The organism is Pontibacillus marinus BH030004 = DSM 16465 (assembly GCF_000425225.1).
GTDB lineage: Bacteria > Bacillota > Bacilli > Bacillales > BH030062 > Pontibacillus > Pontibacillus marinus.
In genome coordinates this window covers 76,114-98,634 of record NZ_AULJ01000012.1, presented here as the reverse complement: position 1 = coordinate 98,634, position 22,521 = coordinate 76,114, and the positions used below count along the sequence as shown (strand labels likewise).

The 22,521-nt window shown below is 40.0% G+C and carries 17 protein-coding genes and 1 riboswitch; of the genes, 6 read left to right on the top strand and 11 right to left on the bottom strand.

Translation table 11 applies throughout. The features are described 5' to 3' along the window. The first annotated feature begins 39 nt into the window (after positions 1–39). Positions 40–1,530: a BCCT family transporter gene (locus H514_RS22375; protein ID WP_051255003.1), complete on the top strand. Its 1,491-nt coding sequence runs from the start codon at positions 40–42 to the stop codon at positions 1,528–1,530. 56 nt (positions 1,531–1,586) lie between these two features. Next, positions 1,587–1,958 carry a hypothetical protein gene (locus H514_RS0102665; RefSeq protein WP_027445546.1) on the top strand — a complete coding sequence of 124 codons (372 nt, stop codon included), beginning with the start codon at positions 1,587–1,589 and terminating at the stop codon, positions 1,956–1,958. A gap of 188 nt (positions 1,959–2,146) precedes the next feature. Here the strand turns inward: H514_RS0102665 and H514_RS0102660 are convergent, their stop codons facing one another. From H514_RS0102660 to ade, 3 genes are all read right to left on the bottom strand, one after another. Next, entirely contained in the window at positions 2,147–2,329 is a 183-nt protein-coding gene (locus H514_RS0102660) for a hypothetical protein (protein WP_027445545.1), read from the bottom strand. 162 nt (positions 2,330–2,491) lie between these two features. Continuing rightward, the gene (locus tag H514_RS0102655; RefSeq protein ID WP_027445544.1) at positions 2,492–3,316 is read right to left on the bottom strand and encodes a 5'-methylthioadenosine/adenosylhomocysteine nucleosidase; all 825 of its coding nucleotides are present in this window, start codon (positions 3,314–3,316) and stop codon (positions 2,492–2,494) included. 110 nt (positions 3,317–3,426) lie between these two features. After that, the gene (ade, locus tag H514_RS0102650) at positions 3,427–5,184 is read right to left on the bottom strand and encodes an adenine deaminase (RefSeq protein ID WP_027445543.1); all 1,758 of its coding nucleotides are present in this window, start codon (positions 5,182–5,184) and stop codon (positions 3,427–3,429) included. A gap of 117 nt (positions 5,185–5,301) precedes the next feature. Beyond that, a riboswitch (purine riboswitch) is annotated at positions 5,302–5,403 on the bottom strand. Positions 5,404–5,559: 156 nt separating this feature from the next. Here ade and H514_RS0102645 point away from each other — a divergent pair. Together H514_RS0102645 and H514_RS22370 are read left to right on the top strand one after the other, a co-directional pair. Next, positions 5,560–6,756 (top strand): MDR family MFS transporter, encoded by a 1,197-nt coding sequence (locus tag H514_RS0102645; protein WP_027445542.1) that lies wholly within the window; start codon positions 5,560–5,562, stop codon positions 6,754–6,756. 481 nt (positions 6,757–7,237) lie between these two features. Further along, a complete protein-coding gene (locus H514_RS22370; protein WP_051255002.1) occupies positions 7,238–8,623 on the top strand; it encodes an NAD(P)/FAD-dependent oxidoreductase in 1,386 nt (461 codons plus the stop codon). Positions 8,624–8,675: 52 nt separating this feature from the next. Here H514_RS22370 and H514_RS22365 read toward each other — a convergent pair whose 3' ends face one another. From H514_RS22365 to H514_RS0102610, 6 genes are all read right to left on the bottom strand, one after another. Beyond that, positions 8,676–12,086 carry a TIM-barrel domain-containing protein gene (locus tag H514_RS22365; protein ID WP_051255001.1) on the bottom strand — a complete coding sequence of 1,137 codons (3,411 nt, stop codon included), beginning with the start codon at positions 12,084–12,086 and terminating at the stop codon, positions 8,676–8,678. Between the two features lie 3 nt (positions 12,087–12,089). After that, positions 12,090–13,928 (bottom strand): glycoside hydrolase family 125 protein, encoded by a 1,839-nt coding sequence (locus H514_RS0102630; protein WP_027445541.1) that lies wholly within the window; start codon positions 13,926–13,928, stop codon positions 12,090–12,092. A gap of 60 nt (positions 13,929–13,988) precedes the next feature. Continuing rightward, complete coding sequence (locus H514_RS0102625; protein WP_027445540.1) at positions 13,989–15,251, bottom strand: ABC transporter substrate-binding protein; 1,263 nt, start codon at positions 15,249–15,251, stop codon at positions 13,989–13,991. A gap of 107 nt (positions 15,252–15,358) precedes the next feature. Then, a complete protein-coding gene (locus tag H514_RS0102620) occupies positions 15,359–16,171 on the bottom strand; it encodes a carbohydrate ABC transporter permease (RefSeq protein ID WP_036841839.1) in 813 nt (270 codons plus the stop codon). Positions 16,172–16,232: 61 nt separating this feature from the next. Next, positions 16,233–17,117, bottom strand: coding sequence for a carbohydrate ABC transporter permease (locus tag H514_RS0102615; RefSeq protein ID WP_027445538.1), 885 nt, complete (start codon positions 17,115–17,117; stop codon positions 16,233–16,235). 26 nt (positions 17,118–17,143) lie between these two features. Continuing rightward, on the bottom strand, positions 17,144–18,367 hold the full coding sequence (locus H514_RS0102610; RefSeq protein WP_027445537.1) for an ROK family protein: 1,224 nt from the start codon (positions 18,365–18,367) through the stop codon (positions 17,144–17,146). 243 nt (positions 18,368–18,610) lie between these two features. On the opposite strand from H514_RS0102610, the gene H514_RS0102605 reads away from it, so the two are divergent. Next, positions 18,611–19,798 carry a CaiB/BaiF CoA transferase family protein gene (locus H514_RS0102605; protein WP_027445536.1) on the top strand — a complete coding sequence of 396 codons (1,188 nt, stop codon included), beginning with the start codon at positions 18,611–18,613 and terminating at the stop codon, positions 19,796–19,798. Between the two features lie 11 nt (positions 19,799–19,809). Then, entirely contained in the window at positions 19,810–21,000 is a 1,191-nt protein-coding gene (locus H514_RS0102600) for an acyl-CoA dehydrogenase family protein (RefSeq protein WP_027445535.1), read from the top strand. Between the two features lie 22 nt (positions 21,001–21,022). On the opposite strand, the gene H514_RS0102595 is transcribed toward H514_RS0102600, so the two are convergent. Both H514_RS0102595 and H514_RS0102590 read right to left on the bottom strand, forming a co-directional pair. Further along, a complete protein-coding gene (locus H514_RS0102595) occupies positions 21,023–21,241 on the bottom strand; it encodes a hypothetical protein (RefSeq protein WP_027445534.1) in 219 nt (72 codons plus the stop codon). Between the two features lie 134 nt (positions 21,242–21,375). After that, the gene (locus H514_RS0102590; RefSeq protein ID WP_027445533.1) at positions 21,376–22,521 is read right to left on the bottom strand and encodes a PstS family phosphate ABC transporter substrate-binding protein; all 1,146 of its coding nucleotides are present in this window, start codon (positions 22,519–22,521) and stop codon (positions 21,376–21,378) included.

Genomic DNA, 22,521 nt, shown 5'->3' with positions numbered 1-22,521 from the left:
CATCTAATACGGAAGTATGTTTTCTTAGGGGGTACATAAATGAAGAAATCGGTAATGGATTGGCCCTTCTTTCTATTAGCCGTGGGGCTTCTTTTGCTAATGAGTGGGCTGATCTTTCTCTATCCCACCCAGATCCACGATTATTTTGCAGTGATTCGTCAGCAGCTGAATGAAATTGTTGGGATTGTGTACATATGGATTGGAATGTGCTCTCTAGCTTTTTTATTATGGGTAGCCTTTAGTAAATATGGACGTATTCAGCTTTCCAGAACACGCGGGATTTTACCTCGATTTTCAAATTTCAGCTGGATTGCGATGATCTTTTGTGCGGGTGTCGGATCAGGGGTAATTTACTGGGGGACGATTGAGTGGGCCTATTATTATATGAATCCACCACTCGGTCTCATGCCTGAAACCACACCAGCTGTTGAATGGAGTGCAGCCTATGGTCTATTCCATTCAGGTCCTACGGCTTGGGCGATTTATTGCTTGCCTGCCCTTCCGATTGCGTATTTGTATCATGTAAAAGGGACATCGGTTTTAAAAATTAGCGAGGCATGTCGTCCTGTTTTAAAACATTATGCAGATGGGATCGTTGGGAAAATTATCGATTTATGTTTTGTGATGGGCTTATTAGGGGCAGCCGGGACGTCTCTTGGCATCTCGATTCCGATGATGGCGGCTGGCGTTGAAAAAGTAACAGGCATTGAGCATAACTTCATGTTAGACCTCGCTTTACTTTTTATTTGTACAAGCGTATTCGCTGTAAGCGTCTATTCCGGTTTAGATAAAGGGATAAAACGCTTGAGTGATTTGAATGTGTACCTCGTGGTATTGCTTTTGTTCATTGTGATTATTTTCGGACCAACCATTTTTATACTTGAAGTATCCACCAATAGTGTTGGGCTCATCATGAATAATTTCTTTAGGCTCAACACTTGGATCGATCCGATCGCCAAATCTGGATTCCCTGAAAAATGGACTATCTTTTTCTGGGCTTGGTGGATTGTGTATGCGCCCTTCATCGGTCTCTTCATTGCGAAAGTTTCTGAAGGCCGCACGATAAAACAGATGATTTTCGGGACTCTCATTTTTGGTTCACTTGGGTGTTGGATTTTCTTTTTTGTATTAGGAAATTACGGTTTGTTTCTACAAATGAATCAGGAGCTGTCTATCCCTACTATGATTCAAGAGGGACTGGCTTATGAGGCGATTATCGCAATCATCCACACGCTTCCCCTTGGATCCGTTATGGTAGCTCTCTTCACCATTCTCGCGATTATTTTTATGGCGACAACATTTGATACATCGTCTTACATGCTCGCAGCTGTCACACAAAAAAGAGTGGACGAGGACCCCATAAGATGGAACCGATTGTTTTGGGCGTTTGCATTAGCGATCCCACCGACTGCTTTATTATTTATTGGTGGATTAAACACGCTTCAAACCGTAACCGTTTTAGTCGCTCTACCCGGCTGCATTATTATGGTGTTATTGACGATGTCATTTTTAAAACTGGTGGATGAATGATCAGGTTAAATAAATGTCGATTAGGAAGATATTCGTTTCCTAGAAAGGAGATCGTTTTGCAGACAAAACTATTATCGTTATCTGTTGCAGGGCTTGTGTTACTTGGAGGTTTTGGCGCTAGTGAGAATTTCAATGAGTCGAGTCAGGAAAACCTTAAAAAGAAAAGCATTGAGCATAAAGTAAAATCCGCTAGCATAGATAATGTTTCATTCTCTACTGAGGATGCTGAAGATTTCGTGCAACAGCTTTTAAACATAAAAGAAAACGCTCATTTGCGAGTTGAATATGATCATACCAATGAACACGATTATGTCATTCATGTATATGAGTTGGTTAAAGAGGAAAATCACTCACACACAGCTACTACGAATTGGTACTTGATTGATAAGGAAACAGGAGAAGTTTCGACGATGATGGAGAGGTTCTAAAGAAAACTTGCTGATTGGCAAGCCTTTTAAGGCGCAGACAGAGGCTTAGCCTTGGCTTATACTTCATACTTTCAAAATTTTCACTACGTTGAATTTCTCCATTGCTAAAATTTTATGCTTTCTTAACGTGCAATAAAAGGATTGAAAAAGGAGCTATTTGTGGGTAGCTCCTTTTTTGTGTATCTGAGTTAATAACCCCCACCACCACTGTTAATATCTTCGAATCGTTCAAGCTCTGCATAAGCTTTGTCACGATACTTATTACGATCAATATCCTCACCAGCATTATCATTCTTTTTTCTTTTTATATCTACCAAAATGGCTATCCCAAACATGACGATTAGCGGACTTAACATGTATAACCAGATCATACTTATACCTCCTTTATTTATTAATGCTCTTATATCAAAGTACATATAAGGAAAGGTATTAACTATGTATACGGGTGGATTTCAAAACCGTTTCATAAATGTAAATAAAATCCACAAAAAACCAGCTCCATTTTAAAGAGCTGGTTTATCGCTAGTTCTTGTTTATTTATTTTTCTCACTCATACCTTTAAGAATTTCCTCAATCACATGACTAGAATTCTCTGCAGCTTTTTCCACAAAGTTTTCTTGAATAGATGCTGCTTCTTCTCCAGCATCATCAGAGGCAGAACGAATCACGACGTACGGAATTTCATTTAGGTAAGCCACTTGCCCAACGGCTGCACCTTCCATTTCTACAACATAAGCATTAAATGTGTCATAAATCCACTCAGTTTTCTTTTCGCTCGCAATGAATTGGTCCCCCGTTGCAATACGAGCGTTATAGACATCTACATAATCAGGTAAATCTTTTGTACCTTTCATGGCAAGATCTATAAGCTTCTGATCAGCTTTGAAGAATCTTGGATCCATTCCTGGAATTTGTCCTGGTTTAAACCCTTTTGCTGTTTCATCCATATCATGGTGCACGGTTTCAGTTGAGATCACAATATCTCCAAGTCCAAGGTCAGGATGAATTCCTCCTGCTACACCCGAGTTAATTAGAGCATCTACTCCAAACTCACTAACGAGTGTCTGTGCCGCAACCGTTGCATTTACCTTCCCAATTCCAGATTGAACAAGGACAATATTTTGGCCATTCAACTCACCTTCATAGTATGTAAGCTTCCCTTTTTCTACAGTTTCTTCGACATCCATGTGAGAGCGTAAAATATCAATTTCAACTTCCATAGGACCAATAATACCGACTGTCTTTTCTTCCTTCTTTTCAGCTGCAGATGTATTGGCTTGTTCCTGACTACAACCTGAGATAATAAGTAGGATTGTTAATAATCCAATAATGTTTTTAGTTAATGTTTGAATGTTCATGATAGCACTCCTTTTCTAATTAACGAATGATTATATTATTTTATTTAATATCGTTCGGTTTTAGATTATATTATTTATAATTTATTTTGACAATATATATTTTAAATTTTTTAAACGAACATTCTCTCGACTTCTATTGGTATATGTTTGTGTTTTGTCACATCGAAAAGGCCCTTATCTGTTAATTTCAATTCTGGTATAACCGGCAGCGTTAAAAATGACAAGGTTAAAAAAGGATTAAACGAGGCATCTTTTTTCATCACATCCTGTAAGGAGTTGTGAAGGTGACGCAGCTTTTGATTGACTGTGCTGTAATCCTTTTTAGACATTAATCCAGCTATATCAAAAGGGATAGATGCAAGAATCTCTTTATCTTTTACGATAACGAATCCACCGTTCACTTCTTTTAAATGGTTAATGGCCAACTGCATATCAAGATCGTTCATTCCTGCTACGACTAGATTGTGAGAATCATGAGCGACCGTTGAGGCAATCGCCCCTTTCTCAAGATGTAGCCCTTTCACAATTCCTAGCCCCATATTTCCAGTTCTCTGGTGCCTTTCGATAACGGCTAATTTAGCTTGATCTCGTTTAAGTGATGGAAGGAAATAGCCATTTTCCTCATCTACATCCATGACAAGTTTGTTTGTAAGAAGGCAATTCGGAATAACCTCCATTACATGCGCGCTTTTCGAAGAGTTGATCGGTATCCGTAAGTCTTCAAGGTTTATATTAGGCAAGTTCACGGAATTCGTAATGGAAGCTCCAGGTTCAATGGAGGGTGAATCCTCCCCAACATAGTTTCCACCAACCGCTACACACGTACCTTCTTTATACACTTCACCTATTCGAATCGTTTCCAGGTCTTCAAGAAGTAAAAAATCTGCGTCATAACCAGGAGCGATGGCGCCTTTACGATCTAAACCGTAACACTGTGCAGCATTCAGCGTAGCCATTTGGATGGACTGAATTGGTTCAACTCCATGCCGGATACTTAGGCGAACATTGTGGTCAATGCTCCCTTCATCAATCAGCTCATCCAGCCCTTTATCATCCGTACAAAACAGAAAGCGATGAGCGTTACGATGATTCACCACCGAAATAATAGAAGTCAAATCCTTTGAAGCTGACCCTTCTCGAATCAGGACATGCATCCCTCTCCTTACACGAGCTAGTGCCTCTTCCCCTGTATTGCATTCATGGTCTGTACGAATTCCAGCGGCTTTATAAACATTTAGCTCATCTGGTCCAAAACCTGCTGCGTGCCCATCAATATTTAGTTTGTGGGCAGAAGCGTTATACAGCTTTTCGATCATATCCTCTGAAGCATTGGCTACTGCAGGATAATCCATGACCTCAGCCAAACCAATCACATCTGCTTGCTCATAGAAAGGAGCTAACTTTTTCGCCCCTAAATGGGCACCATTATTCTCCATAGGTGTAGCTGGAACACTGGATGGGATCATAAAGTAAACATCCAGTAAGCTAGTTTTGGCATCATCAATCATAAACTGGATACCATCCTCCCCAGATACATTCGCAATTTCATGAGGGTCTGTGATAACAGATGTCACGCCATGAGGAAGAACCACCTTTGAAAATTCACTAGGCTTGACCATTGAAGATTCGATATGGACATGCCCATCTATAAAACCAGGACAGACATATTTCCCTTGAGCATCTATCACTCTTTCTCCATCAAACTCACCAAGGCCTACGAATATGCCATCTACTATAGCCACATCTTCTTCTACAATCTCTTGGTTAAATACATCAACAATACGACCATTTTTGATAACCATATCTGCTGGTTGTTGCTTGTTGGCCACTTTAATTCGTTTGCTTATTTGTTCTTTTTGACTCGTCATGGTGTTACCCCCTTTTTTTCCATTAAAAAAACTCTAGGCAAAGTACCTAGAGTTTGACAAAGAGGAGTTGATTGAATCGTTTTCTAAAATGACATAGGTCACCTCTAGAAAACAGACTTATCCAATCCTTCCCCTCGTAGTCAAACTATTTACGGTAGTTTGGTAGATACTTTTGGACCATATTTCCAACGTTATACGAGTGGTTTTCTTAACCGTTATTTCGTTTTGTAGAAAAAGTATTGTTTCATATTTTATATAGGACATATGAAAGAGTCAATGAAAAATTTCATTCGGGACACGAAAAAGTTATTGCTCTTTTCCCCATTCCATAATAAAATTTTCTGGAATGAATTTTAACGGAAAAGAGTGAACATCATGCCTAAACAAATTTGGTTATTAATTATTGCGACTGCCATTAATGTTACGGGGGCTTCTTTTGTCTGGCCTTTAAACACGATATATATGCATAATCATTTAGGTCATTCTCTCGCTTTAGCAGGTTTAATTTTGATGCTAAACCAAGGTATGGCGATTGTCGGTAACCTCATTGGCGGAACGCTTTTTGACAAGCTTGGCGGCTATCGAACCATCATGAGCGGTACAGGGATCGCACTGCTAGCTGCTGGTTTCCTTACAACGTTTAACTCCATCGTACCTTATGCGATCCTCCTTGCTATTATTGGCTTTGGTTCCGGCATTACGCGACCAGCGATGTTCGCTCTTGCTAGTACGGTTTGGCCTGAAGGTGGCCGCCGCGCTTTTAACGCTCTCTATGTTGCACAAAATCTAGGCGTAGCGGTAGGCGCTTCGCTTGGAGGAATGATCGCTTCTTATTCATTTCAGTACATCTTTCTAGCAAACGCATTCCTGTTCTTGTCGTTCTTTTTACTCGTACTCTTCACATTCAAGCCCATGGACGCAAAACATGATGCCCATGCATATACGGATGTACTAGCTCAACACAAAGAAGTAAAAGATCGTAAATCGCTATATGCGCTCATTATTCTAGGGATCGGCTTTTTCATCTGTTGGGTGGGATATGTTCAGTGGCAATCAACGATATCATCCTACACACAAGAACTGGGCATACCATTGAATCAATATAGTTTATTGTGGACAATCAACGGCGCTTTAATTATTCTGGGTCAACCGATTGTCAAAATGGTTGCAAAGCGCATTCCTTCACCCAAAACCCATATTTATATCGGGAATACAATCTTTTTGATTTCCTTTTCTTCTTTGCTATTTGCTGACAGCTTTTCCGCTTTCGCAACAGCTATGGTGATTTTAACTTTAGGCGAAATGTTCGTGTGGCCTGCTGTTCCAACCCTCGCTGATGAACTGGCACCAAAGGGACGAAAAGGGTTTTATCAAGGAGTCATTAATAGTGTTGCGACAGGAGGACGAATGATGGGTCCTTTCCTCGGAGGAGTCGTTGTGGATCTAACAAGCATTCACGTTCTTTTCTATGGATTGATTTTACTGATCATGGTTCCATTCCTTACAACCTTTATGTATGACCGTGTATATAAACCGACACCTTTATGGAAGCATTCTTATTCTCATAAGTAGCAAAAGCGCAAGCGCCCGTTTAGCAACGAAGGGACTGGACTGAGCCCGTAGTACGATTAACCAAACTTGCTGATTGGCAAGCCGTTAGGCGCAGACAGAAGCTTAGTTGCCGTGGTACTTTCACCTAGAAATTTTAACTACGTCGACTTTCTTCGTTGTTAAAATTTCATGTCACAAACGTGTATAGGAAACACGATGAACAAAGTGAATCGATGTTGACTTATCGTACGGAGAAAGAATGATCGACTAAGTTCGTCACGTCCTGTGACAACGTCGATCTGACCCACGTCGTGTGGGCCCAAGTCTCTTCGTTGCTGGGCGCTGGAGCTGGATGTGGCCCCACTCCCGCAAAAAGTTATACACAAGTCACAAATTTTATAATTTCCTAGACAGTAACAGGAAGCCTAAACCCTTTGTGGTTTAGGCTTTTGATTAGTAAGACATTACGATACACTTGATCTAACAAAAGGGAGGCCATTAGATGTATGATATTACAATAATAGGAGCTGGCGTTAGTAGTGTTTTTCTAGCTTATAAGCTTCAAGAACAAAATAAAAACCTTACTATACATATCATCGATAAAGGAAAACCATTAGAGGATCGAGTGTGTCCGACAGATCATGGAGGAACTTGCAATTGTAAGGCTTGCCCCAAATACTATGGCTTTGCTGGGCTAGGTAAGTCAGAGGGGAAATTTAATTACACAAATGATTTCGGAGGACAGCTCGGAGATAAAATTGGTGAGCAGGAAGCCCTTGAGCTCATGGATGAAGTGGATCGAATACTCTGTTCCTACGGGGCAGATCAAATTGAAGCGTACAGTACCCAGAACCCTGATTTAGAAAGAGAAGCAAAAACATATGGTTTGGATGTTCTCTCTACATCTGTAAGACATCTCGGAACAAAACTGGCTACGAATATTTTTCAGAAACTCTTTGATGATCTCAAGGATTTCATCTCATTTACTTTTGAAGCCGATGTTCAAGCTATTTCAGAGTCAGATAAAGGCTTTTCCATTCAGACAAATCATGGATCCTTTCACTCTACAAAAGTTGTATTGGCTACAGGCATGAGTGGTAGTGAATGGATGCAAAAACAATGTACATCACTAGGAATTCAACCGAGTCGAACAAGAGTCGATCTAGGGTTACGTATTGAAATGAATCGTAAACAAATGAATCCTTTACTCCAACATACTTTTGAAACGAAGCTTCGCTATCGAGGTAAAGATTATGAAGCAACGACTTACTGTATGAACCCAGGTGGCCGAATTATTCGGAAACACCAATCTGGACTTGTCATGGCAGACGGACAAAATTACGGAGAAAAAAACGAACAAACGAAGAACTTAAATTATTCACTTTTTGTCCCTCGATATTTTAATACATACGAAGAAGCGAGAACCTACTCCCGGTCTATCATTGAAGGAGTCAATCAAGAAAAAGGACGCATTGTCGTTCAACGTCTGGGAGATTTATATAAGCAACAAGCTTCAACACAAAAAGGTATTGAAATGAACTCTATTAGACCCTCTCTTGCTGAAATAGAGCCGGGTAATTTAATCAATGAAATGCCTGAATTATACCTTCGAGCCTATCTAGATATGACTGAAGCTCTAGAAGGTTTAATCGGTGAAAAGCTGAATGAAGACACTCTCCTTTATGCTATGGATGCCAAGTTTTATGAACCCAAAGTGGAAACCAACAAAACCTTCGAATCGAATATTCCCAATCTCTTTTTAGTCGGAGATTGCTCAGGAGATACACACTCCTTATCACAAGCAGCTGCCTCCGGACTATTTCTCGGGAAATATTTGTCGAATGTTGAAGATAAGCAGTTTGAACAGGTTGTCGAGAATCGTCATTAATGGCTTAGCACACAAAAACAGCTATCATGAATCTGATAGCTGTTTTTACTATTTATGCTTTTATAAAATAAACAAAATCTGTTTCACGCTCAATCTTACTACACTGCTTCCCGTTCATATTCACCTTATTATATAAGTCTAGATCTTTCGGAATAATAATACGAGTCTCTTCCAATCCATCTACATTTAATATTCCGTTTTCACTACCCTGTATTTTCCATTCATTCCCAAGGTGGTCTGATACATTTTTCCTCAGTTTCTTTAAAGGGTAAATATGAAGTACAGGAATCGTGTAAACTGTCGTATCATTCCCAATAAATGCTCCCCAACAAAGTTCTTGAGAAAGATTACTAACGAATACACTCCCCCTTTTCACATAAACGGGAATATCCATAAGAGATGCTTTTACTTTTCTAAAACAAGGACCAGTTACACACTCATTCGTAAATAACTGAATCCATTCACCTTTTGGAAAATAGACGTCACGTTCTTCTCTGCCTTCTTCAATAATCGGCGCAACCATTAGATCTTCTCCAAAAAGGTACTGATCAAAAATGTCATATACTTTCGTATCGCTTGGATACTCCATAAATAAAGTCTTCATGAGAGGATTCCCAGCTATTGTCGCCTTTTCAGCTTCGTTATAAATGTATGGCAATAGATTCATTCTCAAATTCGCATAATATCGATAGCCAGATACAGCTCTTTCATCCCCAGTACGATCAGCAATATTCCAAGGTGTACGATCCTGGTTAAATTCCGCCTTACTTTCAGCATGATATTGCATAATTGGACAAAAAGCAGCCATTTGAGCTGAACGAATAAACAACTCTACTGTAGGAATATCTCCATTGAATCCGGCCAAGTCCCAGCCCCACATAGATATGCCTGACATACCTGAGGAGAGACCTGCTATCAAAGAATTTCGAAATGCATCAAATGTTGATCGTTCATCCCCTGCCCAATGTGCTGGCATAGTTTGTGCTCCTGTATATCCTGCACGACTAAAAGTTAGAGCATCCCCTTGGTGATGTTCAGTCGCAAAACGATAATAAGATTCAATATAATCATTGGGATACTGATTTCGCATATCATGCCCAGTTGAACCATTATAAAACGTTGTATGACGACCAAACACAAACTCTCCACCATCTGTTTTAAAACCATCCACGCCTATATCGAGTAAATACTGACGTTTATCAAACCACCATTTTGTTCCATCAGGATTGGTAAAGTCCATTAGTAAACTTTCTTTAAACCACCCTTCTGGCATACGATATGGATTCCCACTTTCATCCTTCACGGTGTATCCTTGTTCAATCATAAATGCTTCATCATTATCTTTTTGTGGATGATGCTGACGGTTTAAATACTTTTGAATCGGGATTTGCCACAGTATTGCCTTCAATCCATTTTCATGTAAATAATCCATTAAGCCTTTTGGATCGGGCCAGCGTCCCCATTCTGGAAATTGATAATCCTCATAGCGATGTACTTCATTTCCTGGCTTAACCTCGTATTCTGCATCATTAAAAATATAGTAAGTTGCTTCATCACTCCATTGCTCCATAACCAAAACCGTTGAAGGGATTTGCAGCTCATTGGTCTTTTTAACTTGCTCACGTACAATCGAATCCCGATCCCAATTATTACTCGACATCCATGGCCCGAATGCCCAAACAGGCGGCAATACGGCGTCACCAGTTGCCTCTGTAAATAAGGCCACAACTTGCTTTGGATTTCCTATAAACAGATCAAACCTTTGGTTCAATGTTGGGGATGCTACATCACAACGAATCTGAAGACGATCGCTAAAATGATGAGCAAAATCAAACACAGAGTAATGATCCGTTTTTAAATGCAATCCATAGCCTTTAGAACTTATATAGAATGGTACAGGGATATACGTTCTACTCCCTTGATCTCGATATTGGTTGTAAACATAACAATCAATTTCGTCACCACGGTATTCTAGCTTATGATACCTTTCCCCTAGTCCAAAAAAGCGTTCTTCAAGAGGAGAATAGAAATTCCAGCATACTTGGTGAACAAATCCATCCTCGTTTTGAAGCCACTCAACCAGAGGAAACATCTCTTCAGGATAACTTTCTAAGTAGATTTCTTCATCCTTATATAACTTAACCTTATTACCTTGTTCTAGTATCGTAATCGAGTAATTTTGAAGAGAGAAGTTCATATCATTATGTCCAATGTTCAATAGATCAATACCTGGAGCATCCATAGTTATACCAAACTGACTTCCTTCTTTCTCAAAATACATATAAAGAGATTTTCCTTTATGAGTGGTATCTCCTTTTAACCATAAGGTTTCCTTACCTTCATAATAGGAATGAATTCTATTTAAGGCGTGCTTTTTAAGTGGCTTGAAATGATAGATGTCACTTTTAACTTTCTTACCCTTAACCGTAGTTTCAAACCAATACTTCACTTGATCTAGCGTTTCAAAATCACCTAGGGAAGCTTCCCATACATCATCACCTTGGAATTCCTTTAATGTGCTTGGAATTACACGTATGTCTTCTCCTTGTTGCACTTTTACGTGAACATCAATTTCTTCACTTTTCCCAACACCATGTACCTGACTAAAGACATATACTAAATCTCCAACTTCAGGGTCCCTCGGCTTACGTTCAAACACTTGTGGATCATATGGATTGTCATGTCCGTATGGTCGGTGATGTATGGTAACTTCATCTTGTTGTAGCTGTTCAGTCATATACACGAGCACAATGCTCTTCAACGTATTATAGTAAGTCGGTTTTTCTTTGGTATTCTCTGCAATATCAAAATACATCCTAGCTTTACTCGTTGTACCTTTTTCATAAAAGTACCAAGAAAGCATGAGAGCACTATCTGCTGAAGGTTTTGGATCCCCTTTATATCGATACACACCATCTTTTGTAATCAGACGATCTTCCATCTCCTTAACGGCTTCAACCATAACAAGATCTTCTGGAGAAAACAGCCCAAATGGCATCACAGTGAACAATAAGTCCGTTGACACTTCCTTTATGTCTCTAGAGCGGACTAGCATCCCTCCATCAAGATGATACTGAAAAATGGAATCTCTTAAGCTCGTAATCGTTGGTTGAACAGATGTGTAACCAATGTTTTTCAACCCAAATAAGGCAGCGTAAACCATTCCTAATGTAGAGGTGTGAACCTGATCGTTTAAGTGACCCCAAACATTTGATTGAGGAGTACCCCAATTATTTTGGAGAAAAGATATCCCCTTTTGAATCGTTTGGTCATGTTCCTCAAGTAAGCTATGTTCATCAAAACGTTCGACTTGTTCAGCTATGGCCCATAACCACAATGCCCAATCTAATAGGTCATTTGAAGAAGGAATAAAGGATTGTAGTTTTTGGTGAGCCCAATCCTGCTTGCCTTCAAGTTGATCATAGTGAATATCAAAAGGAGTATGAATTTCCTTTACCTTCATACATTAAGCACTCCCTTCCTGATTAGGATGTAAAAGTACGTTCTCTTGTTTAAAACCGTACGCTTGATAAATGGCAAACGCCAAAAATCCTGCGCAAGTAGCAAAATGTTCTCCAGTCCGAGGCTCCCCTGTATATTCATCAATACTCTCACAAGCAATTCCACCATCCATTGGACTCCTTAAAACAAGATCACGTGCCTCTTCCTCGCGGCCTGACAAAAAGCTATTGGCAATTGATAATACCCATGGATGATTGGCGTGTGCACAACCTAACTCTTCAAAAGGCTTCCCTTTAAATGCATACTCATATCGATCCGATCGAATCAGCTGAACGGTATTTTGGTAGATCGGTTCTTTAAACGAACAAAACTCATAATAAGGAAGAAGCTGCAAACTCCCTGGTGGTTCATCATAAACATTATAATTTCCTTTTAAATCAAATGACCAAGCAAAACATGAACCTGTTTCTTCTTCAACGACAGCATGATTGTATATCGCTTCTGTAATTTTTTGAGCATGATTGTGTAACTGTACAGGTGAATATGGGAGTGATCCACGTTCGCCTAATTGAGCCATAATGTTATACACTTTCCAAACCAGGACATTATTATAAGTTAAATACGGATACACTATAGGGTCATCAGTAGGTTGCAAGAACGTATCATATAAATGGATCTGTGGATGCTTATGTTCTTCTAAGCGCTCAAGGATTAAATCCAAACTGTCCTTTACATAGGACCGTGATACATATGACCAATCTTCTGTTTCTTCAAGATACATATGCAACGCGATAACGGGTGCGCACAGTTCATCAAGTTCAAAGCCGGGCTCAAGCACAACTCCATCTATATAGCGACTATGAATACCGATGTTTTTTTGCTGAGTTGTAAATACATAATCTAGCATCGATCGTGCACGTTTTGCATCTGTAACTAAAATCGATGGGAAACTCCATAACAGACTATCTCGATCCCAGTATGCCGCACTAACATAATACCTTGGGCTTCGGGATGTAACGAGAACATCTTCCTCCGAATCAATGGTCTTCCCTGTAGCATAGAAATAGTTGAAGAATAGATTTATATTCATAACCTCATCCAGACCGTCATCTCCTGTAGTTCTTGAACGTGCTTGTAGCCAGTTCTTTAAATGATCTTTTAATGTAACGGATCCTTTTCGAAGCATTTCTTTTGCGGAAGTTGCTGCACCAACCTCCTCAAGACCAATTCCCCAATAAAAACAAAGGGATGTTGTTTCGCCAGGTGCAAGAGCATGCGTCTTACCTAGTGTATAATTCACTTCATTGGTAGTTTCGTTGTAATCATAGCTTACACGATCTAAGGATGTACAAGTCATAGGAGCGAACGATAATATCGGGGCCTCATTCATTAACTCGAACACAATGGAATGATTCCAGCCACTCTCCATTACTGTCTTCGTTGCTCTCATGGTTTTACTTTCATTAATGGTATGTAGAGTTTCTGACCAGGTTCCATCCATACCAAGTTCAACATTGTGTTGTTGGTCGCTCTTATTCTTTAAAGTTAGGTTATAATAAAAACCTCTTTCACCTAGGGGAGTAACGATTTCACCACTGAACTCAAAGTGATTTGATTGACCATGAAAACGAGGAATCCAATAATCCTCACGGTTCCACTGTAAATCCCATTCTACTTTGGAGCCATCCTTGATCACATAAGGTTGCATAAAAGGTGAACCTTGTGAACCACAAAATTCAATGAGACCTCTGTAGTGCATACTCATGACATTGATATTTTCAATGCTTCCATCCGTAGACAAGGTAGGAATAGAAACTTGTTCATTTCCTGTAGGAATGTACATAACTCTTCAGCTCCTTCGTAAAGAAAATCGAAAAGGGAAAATCCCTTTTCGATTGACCGATTACTTATCGATTAAATCCTGTACTTTTGGTTGCAGATCATTTAATGCTTCTTCTGGAGTTTTATCCCCTAGCTTCACTAAATCTAATTCTTTAGAGAACGCATCTGTGAGCTTATTCCACTCTTCTATTACTGGTGGAACAACAAGGGAATCTAGTGCATCAAACACGACCTGACGTGATTCAGGAGGTGTTTGTTCTAGGTAATCTTGAACAAGCTCTTCGTTACTAACAGCAGGAAGCTCCCAAGCGTTATCTATACGAATTTGAGCAGCTTCCTCACTAGCACTCATGAACTTCACCCATTTCCAAGCGGCTTCAGCGTGCTCAGTATCTTTTGACACGGCTAAACCATTTGCAAAGAAATGATGAGCTTTCTGTGTTTTGCCTGGTTCAAGTGCAATATCCCATTCGAAATCTGTATCTTTAAAGCCATCAAACATCCAGATACCTGTTCGGAGCATTGCGATTTTTCCTGCTTTAAACAGGTCTCCATTGGATTGCCCAGACAGTTCTTCCTCAGAAGGTGTTACATTATATTTATTTACTTTATCTACCATCCACTGCAATGCTTCAATGTTTGCTTCACTATTAACTGTCGCTTTTGTCATATCTTCATTGAAAACAGAACCGCCATTTTGAGCTATGGTCTTGTAAAACTCCCAGAATTGAATCGGAGCATAAGTACCATAAACTCCTTCTTCTTTGTTCGTTATTTTCTGTGCTGCTGCTAATTCATCTTCCCAAGTCCAGTCTGCAGTTGGATAATCAACTCCTGCTTCATCAAAAAGGTCCTTGTTATAAAATAGAACGACATTCGAGAAGCTTTCGACCATACCATACTGTTTCCCATTATATTGGAAAGCTTTAAATGCTTCCTGATTCAGTTGGTCTGAACTAAAATCGCTGTCCTCTTGAATAAGGTTATCGAGATCCATTAGGGCACCTTTCGACGCATAGTTTACAAAATTCTCATAGTTCAATTCGAACGTATCTGGTGCATCCCCACCCGCCAAACGTGTCTGAAGCTTTGTAAAGTAATCCTCAAAGGCTGCCATTTCATAGTTGATCGTGATATTTGGATTTTGCTTTTCAAATTCCTCAATCATCTTTTTCAGATCTTTCTCATGTGCTTCCCCTGGAGAAAACGTAAAGTAATCTAGCTCTACTTTCCCATCGTCCCCTTGAGATGTCTCAGATGAACAACCTGCCGCTACCATCATAACCATTACCAATAAGGCAACCATACCCATCCACTTTTTCACGAATAATTCCTCCCCTAATAAATTGATAGATCTTTATGAAAAACCAACATTATATTGGTTAACCACCAAATTGTATGCGTTTTCATAGATGTGAAAAGAAGACTTAGTTACTCTTTTAATCCTCCCATTGTTAAACCTTGAATAAAGTACTTTTGAGCAAACATGTAAACGGCTAAAACAGGTAATACACTGATCACTACTCCTGCCATCATTAAATTCCAATCTGTAGCCCATCTTCCTTGTAAATTCGCTAACCCCAGAGGTAGCGTCATCATTTCGGTATCACTGACGATAATAAGCGGCCACAGGAAGTTGTTCCATGATTGCATGAATGAGAAGACCATAAGGGTTGCGAGAGCAGGTTTCGCAAGAGGTAAAATAACCTGCCAATACACCCTGAAATGACTAGCTCCATCAATAAAAGCTGCTTCTTCTAATTCTCTCGGAATATTTAAGAAAAACTGACGTAACAAGAACGTTCCAAATGCATTAAACATTCCAGGCAATATAAGCCCTTGATACGTATCTGTCCAACCCAAATATTTCATAAGAATAAACTGAGGTGTCATCGTAACTTGGGTAGGCACCATTAACGTTGCCAGATATATCAGGAACAGTGCGTCTCTCCCCTTAAATTGTAAGCGTGCAAATGCATAAGCTGCCATGGAACATAGAATTAACTGACCTATAGTGGATAATGCGGCAACTAATGTACTATTCCAAAGAAAACGTAAAATCGGAAAAGCTTCCGTAACTCGTTGGTAATTACTCCAGTTCACTTCTTCTGGAATAATTTGTGGCGGTAATACCATGGTTCCACCTGATGTTTTCAAAGAGGTGGATAGCATCCAGACAAAAGGAATGATCATCACTAAGGCTCCAAGAATGAGAACCGTATAAAACAATCCTTTTTTCAGCATTTGAGCTGGAGACAATGTGGGCTTGTTCTTTGATGTAGGAGTATTTGGTTGTTGTCTTCTGCTAATTTCCATAATCCACCCACCTTTTCTGCAATTTCATCTGAACCAATGTTACGCCAAATATGATAAAAAACAGGACCCATGAAATCGCTGATGCATAGCCCATTTCATAATAATCAAAAGCATGCTTATAAATTTGTTGAACGAGAACAGTGGTTGATCCTGCTGGTCCTCCTTCAGTCATAATCATCACTTGATCGAATACTTGAAATGAATTAATCAACGAGATAATCAAGACAAAAAATGTAGTTGAGTTTAATAAAGGGAGAGTAATGTTTCGAAACTTTTGCCAAGCTGAAGCTCCATCAATATCAGCAGCTTCATAATAGGTTGGAGAAATCCCTTGTAACCCTGCTAAATAGATGACCATTACAAACCCTAGGTCCTTCCAAACACTTGTTAATATGATTGCTGGCATAGCCCATGTTGGATCATGTAGCCACGCTGGCCCAGACACCCCAATGAGTGATAAACCATAATTGATGAGACCATATGTAGGGTTGAATAACCATTTCCATATAAGAGAGACCGCAACCCATGAAGTGATAACAGGCACAAAGTATGCTGCACGGAAAAACACACGTCCTCTAATTTTTTTATTCAACACAAGAGCAATTCCTAAAGCTCCGCTCATGACTAATGGAAGATACCCTGCTATAAAGTAAAAGGTATGAAACATAGCTGACCGAAACTCTTCATCTCCCAAAAGTGCTTTGTAGTGTTCTATTCCGATCCAAGATGGGTTTGAAATCAAATCCCATTCGGTAAAACTAAGCCCAAATGATGCCAGAATCGGAACCCCAATGAAAAAGATAAATCCGATGAAGTTAGGGAGAAGAAATATACATATGACAAGAAACTTTTTAAATCCTTTATCACCTACCATGATGTCACCCTCTCTTTATTGCGTTTTCAGCTTAACAACGATACAGTCGTTTCATAGATTGGAGGTTGAAAAAGCTGATCGATTGCCAATAATGCCGCACCTTTCACCCAAGCATCATTTCCTAATGAGGAAACAACAATATCCGTATCACAGTTAGCAAAATTAAAGAAGTTCCTCTTTGCTCTATCCATAGCATTTGGTAAGAAAAATTCCTTTGCGATCATGCCTTCACCGATTAAAACGATTGTTCCAGGGTTAAAACTATTAATTGCATTAACGAGACCTACTCCTAAGTAATCCCCCTGTCTTTCAAAAAGCTTTTGGGCCAGTGAATCTTCTTGCTGAGCAGCTTCCAGAACATGATCGAATTGTATAGATTCCAAATTTAGAGATGTGTTTGGGTATTGATCAATAAGGCTAGAAGCTTCCAATTCAAACGCTTTATTCGAAGCATACATTTCCAGACACCCATGCTGTCCACAATGACATGGTCGGCCATCCATATGAATAACGGTATGACCAAATTCACCAGCGCCTCCAAACTCACCTGAATAGAGCTTTCGATTGATCACAAGACTGGCACCTATTCCATCTCCAATAGATAAACAAATGAAATTCTCATGAGTTACCCCATATCCTTTCTCAATCTCCGCATATGTGTAAGCGTTAACATCATTGTCTATAAAAACAGGCGTTCCTAATGCTTGTTGAATAGGTTCAGAAAGGTTCACATCTTCCCAATTCAGTAAGGATGAGCGAACTACTGTACCTTTTTGATTATCAATTAACCCTGAAACCGCTATACCTACACCTTCAAGGTTTTCTTCTGTAAGATGATGTTGTGTTAAAAGCTTCTTCGTGTTGGAAATGATTAAATCTATGATGTGAGGGACATCTTCTTTATTTTGAAATGAGATTTCAAGTGTATCTAGGATGGTAGAATCTAAATCGGTGAGAGCAATTACGAGATGATCTTTCATGATTTTCGCGCCGATTGCATGACCACTTTGATGATTAAACTCTAGAAGAATTGCGCGCCTTCCTCCAGTGGAATTAGCGGAACCTGTTTCAAATACAAGCTTGTTCTGACTTAATTCATCTATAATTTTCGTGATCGTAGATAAGCCAAGACCTGTTCTATTGGATATATCCGTTCGGCTTAGAGGTCCGAACTTCCGAATCGTATTGATTACAAGCGATCGGTTCATATCCTTGATCAGAGCCCTATTTCCTTTTCTCAATTGACTCATTTTTAGTACCCCTTGTTTGTAAGTTACCCTCATTCTAACTTTCTTTCTTCAGTGAAGCAAGTAAATTTTTAAAATTGTTTGAAAATTTTTAACCCACTCTCTCCTACTTATGAAATTCGTATATTTTCATCATCGCAGAAATAAGATGTTAGTAGGAAAACACTCAATTCTTGCCTTTTTTATTCAATAGATTAAAGCCAGTCCTGAACCAGCTGGCTTTTCCCATAAAGGAGCGTGATGAGATTGTCTGCTTCATTACAAGGGATTCGTGTCCTTGACCTGACAAGAGTTTTGGCTGGTCCCTACTGTTCTATGATTCTTGGAGATCTTGGTGCTGAGGTCATTAAGGTGGAGGCACCTGGTGGCAGTGATGATACTAGAAAGTGGGGTCCGCCTTTTCAAGAAGGTGTCAGTGCTTACTATATTTGTGCGAATCGAAATAAAAAGAGCCTCACTGTTGATTTGAAGTCTGAAAAAGGACAGGACATTATAAAAAGGTTGGTCGCTGAGAGCGATGTGGTCATGCATAACTTTAAATCTGGGACGATGGAACGCTTTGGTTTGGATTATAATTCATTACATAAGATTAATCCTCGGATCATTTTCTGTTCCATTACAGGCTTTGGTGAAACAGGTCCCTACAAGCACCTTCCCGGTTATGATTTTATCGTTCAAGCTATGAGCGGCTTGATGAGCATTACAGGGAACAAGGAGTCAGGTCCACAAAAAGTTGGGATTGCTATAACGGATGTCTTAACCGGGTTATATGCATGTATCGGGATTCAAGGAGCTCTTTGGGAAAGAACGCAATCAGGGTTAGGTCAGAAAATTGACCTCTCCCTCTATGATTCAGCCGTCTCCTCTCTCATCAATATCGGAAGCAATTACTTAATGTCAAGAAAAACTCCTGATCGACTAGGCAACCATCATGCTAATATTGTTCCTTATCAAACCTTTTCCACAAAAGATGGTGAGATGGTCATTGCCGTTGGAAACGACCGTCAGTTTCAGAGTTTATGTGATGTTATCGGATTGTCTGATCTTGCAAGCAAGGATCGTTTTCGTACCAACCCTGATCGTGTAGAAAACCGTGAAGAATTGGTAGGTATCCTGCAGAAAGCGTTCCTTTTGCACACGACGGAACACTGGAAAGAACGGTGTCATGCTGCTGGTATCCCTTTTGGACCGATCCAGACGATTGATGAGCTTGGTAAAGATCGACAACTTCAAGCAAGAAACATGTTTATGTCCTGTGAGCACCCTAAGGCTGGTTCTATAAATATGATCGGGAGCCCACTTAAACTTTCCAGGACCCCCACCCACGTACAGTACCACCCACCTGAAGCAGGAGAACATACAGATGAAATTCTACAAGGAATCGGCTATACAGAACAAGAAGTACAAGAGTTAAGGAAAAATAATACGATTTAAGGAGTGTTTGCATGGACTTCGAATTTACCGATGAACAAAATATGCTGAGAAAAACGGTGCGAGATTTTGTTGATAAAGAAATTATGCCGAACATTGCTGAGTGGGATGAAAAAGGTCATTTTGACACAAGCATCCTCGAAAAATTAGCGAATCTTGGTTTAATGGGTGTCTGCATTCCAACTCAATATGGCGGCAGTGGGATGGACTATAACGCTTTAGCTATTGTGTGTGAAGAGTTAGAGCGAGGAGATACTGCTTTTCGAACGGCTGTATCTGTTCATACGGGCTTAAATTCCATGACCCTTTTACAATGGGGAACAGAAGAGCAGAAGCAAAAGTATTTAATTCCACAGGCAAAAGGTGAGAAAGTCGGAGCATTCGGTCTGACCGAACCAGGTGCTGGTTCTGATGTTGCTGCTCTTCAAACGACAGCTAAACGTGATGGGGATTATTATGTATTAAACGGACAAAAGACATGGATCTCCTTATGTGATACAGCTGATCACTTTCTTGTTTTTGCTTATACCGATAAGGACAAAAAACATCATGGGATCTCTGCTTTTATTGTAGAGCGTACGTATCCAGGCTTCTCTTCCAAAGCCACTAAAGGCAAGTTAGGCATACGTGCCGGTAACACAGGGGAATTATTTTTTGACGATGTGAAGGTTCCGAAAGAAAATTTGCTCGGTGAAGAAGGAGATGGGTTTAAAATTGCGATGTCTGCTCTCGACAACGGCCGCTTCACTGTAGCTGCCGGAGCGTGCGGACAGATTATGGCATGTTTAGAAGCAAGCGTGAACTACTGCCATGAACGAAAAACATTCGGAAAAGAAATCGGAAAACACCAGCTAGTCCAACAAATGCTTGCCAAAATGGAAGCTGGACTTCAAATGAGTCGTCTGCTGGTGTACCGAGCAGGTGAACTAAAAAATGATGGGAAACGGAATACACGCGAAACTTCTTTAGCCAAGTGGCAGGCTTGTGATTATGCTAACCAAGCTGCAGATGACGCCGTGCAAATCCACGGGGCTTATGGATACTCGAATGAATATCCAGTTGAGCGGTATCTTCGTAACTCTAAAGCACCCGTAATCTATGAAGGAACGCGGGAAATTCATACGGTGATGCAGGCCGAGTATGTGTTGGGGTATCGGAAGGATAAGCAGCTGAATCGGATGTTGCCTGAGTGGCCATTTGAATAAGTGATTCCATAAGCAACCAAGCTCACGATCTGGGCTTGGTTGTTTTTGTTTGGTGTTCTTCACTTATTGCCCTGACTTCCTCACTTATCAGGAGCACTTCTTCACTTTTTATCCAATCTTCCTCACTAATCAGAGGTCGTTCTTCACTTATTGCCCTGACTTCCTCACTTATCAGGCTGGCTTCTTCACTTTTTATCCTATTTTCCTCACTTATCCAAGGTCGTTCTTCACTTATTGCCATAGTTTCCTCACTTATCACGAGCACTTCTTCACTTTTTATCCAATCTTCCTCACTTATCAGGCTGGCTTCTTCACTTTTCAGCCAATCTCCCTCACTAACCCAAGCCCGTTCTTCACATACTTCTACTTACCCCATTACCGAATAGGAACATACCCCGTCTTCTCTATGATTCTCTGTCCCTGCTCTGATAAGATCCAATCAATAAAATCTTCAATATGGCGATGGTCAGATCCATTGGTAATCGCATAGAATTCCCCTGTTAAAGGGTACTTTCCACTTTTTATCGACTCAACATTCGGGTCTACTCCATTTACCTTTAGGAGCTTAATCCCATGGTCTTCTTTCATTTGGGTGGCAAAATAACGATAGGAAAACCCAATGGCATTCCGATGGTTGCGGTAGTTCGATGCTTTTTCGATAATACCGCCCATGCCGCCAACACGTTGATCTGTTGGTGGTGTCATAATCGGAATGTCCCCCATCATATTTTGAAGACCCGTCTGACTCCCGCTTCCTTCAGGACGTTGAAAAGCAATAATGTCTTTGTTTCGCCCACCAACCTCTTTCCAGTTGGTAATTTCTCCAGAGTAGATTTTTTGTAAATCTTCTATCGTTAAACTTTTCACTGGGTTACTGTCATGAACAAAAAAGACAAATCCCTCTTTTCCAATTGGAATCATTTGCATGTCATCACTTAATTCGGACCGCTGCTGACTTGAAGGACCTGCTGTAAAAATGATATCTGCCTCAAACTTAGCCAATGCCTTATATGCGCCATTGGTTTTTGAAACTACCACCTCACTAAGCTGTGGATTGTCATGCGGATAGGTTCCCTCTGGATAAACCGCCCGTGCAAAAGCGGAATAAACAGGATACAATGCGGTAGCTCCATCGATTTCGGGAGGATTTTTCTCGATTTGAAAGGTGGCTGGCTCATCCAATTTAACCACCTTTGTGTTTTCATTAAAGGGTTCATATTGCGTCAAATCAACTTCAGCATTTTTGATTTCAATCGTATTTATGTAAAATTCATAGCCACCATAGCCGCCTAGTGGCACAACAAATAATGAAATAGGCACGAGAATCTTCGCCCATTTAGGCAACTTATCAAAAACTCCTAAAATAAGCATGTTTACCGTTATAAGGATTCCTGCTACGATAATCCCCACGTAAACATAACCATTTTGAGAGGACATAAACATGGAAATAAAAAATGAGAAGAATCCAAAAAATCCAAAGAATAGTGTAAAAACAATAGCTCCAATAATACGTGTCCACAT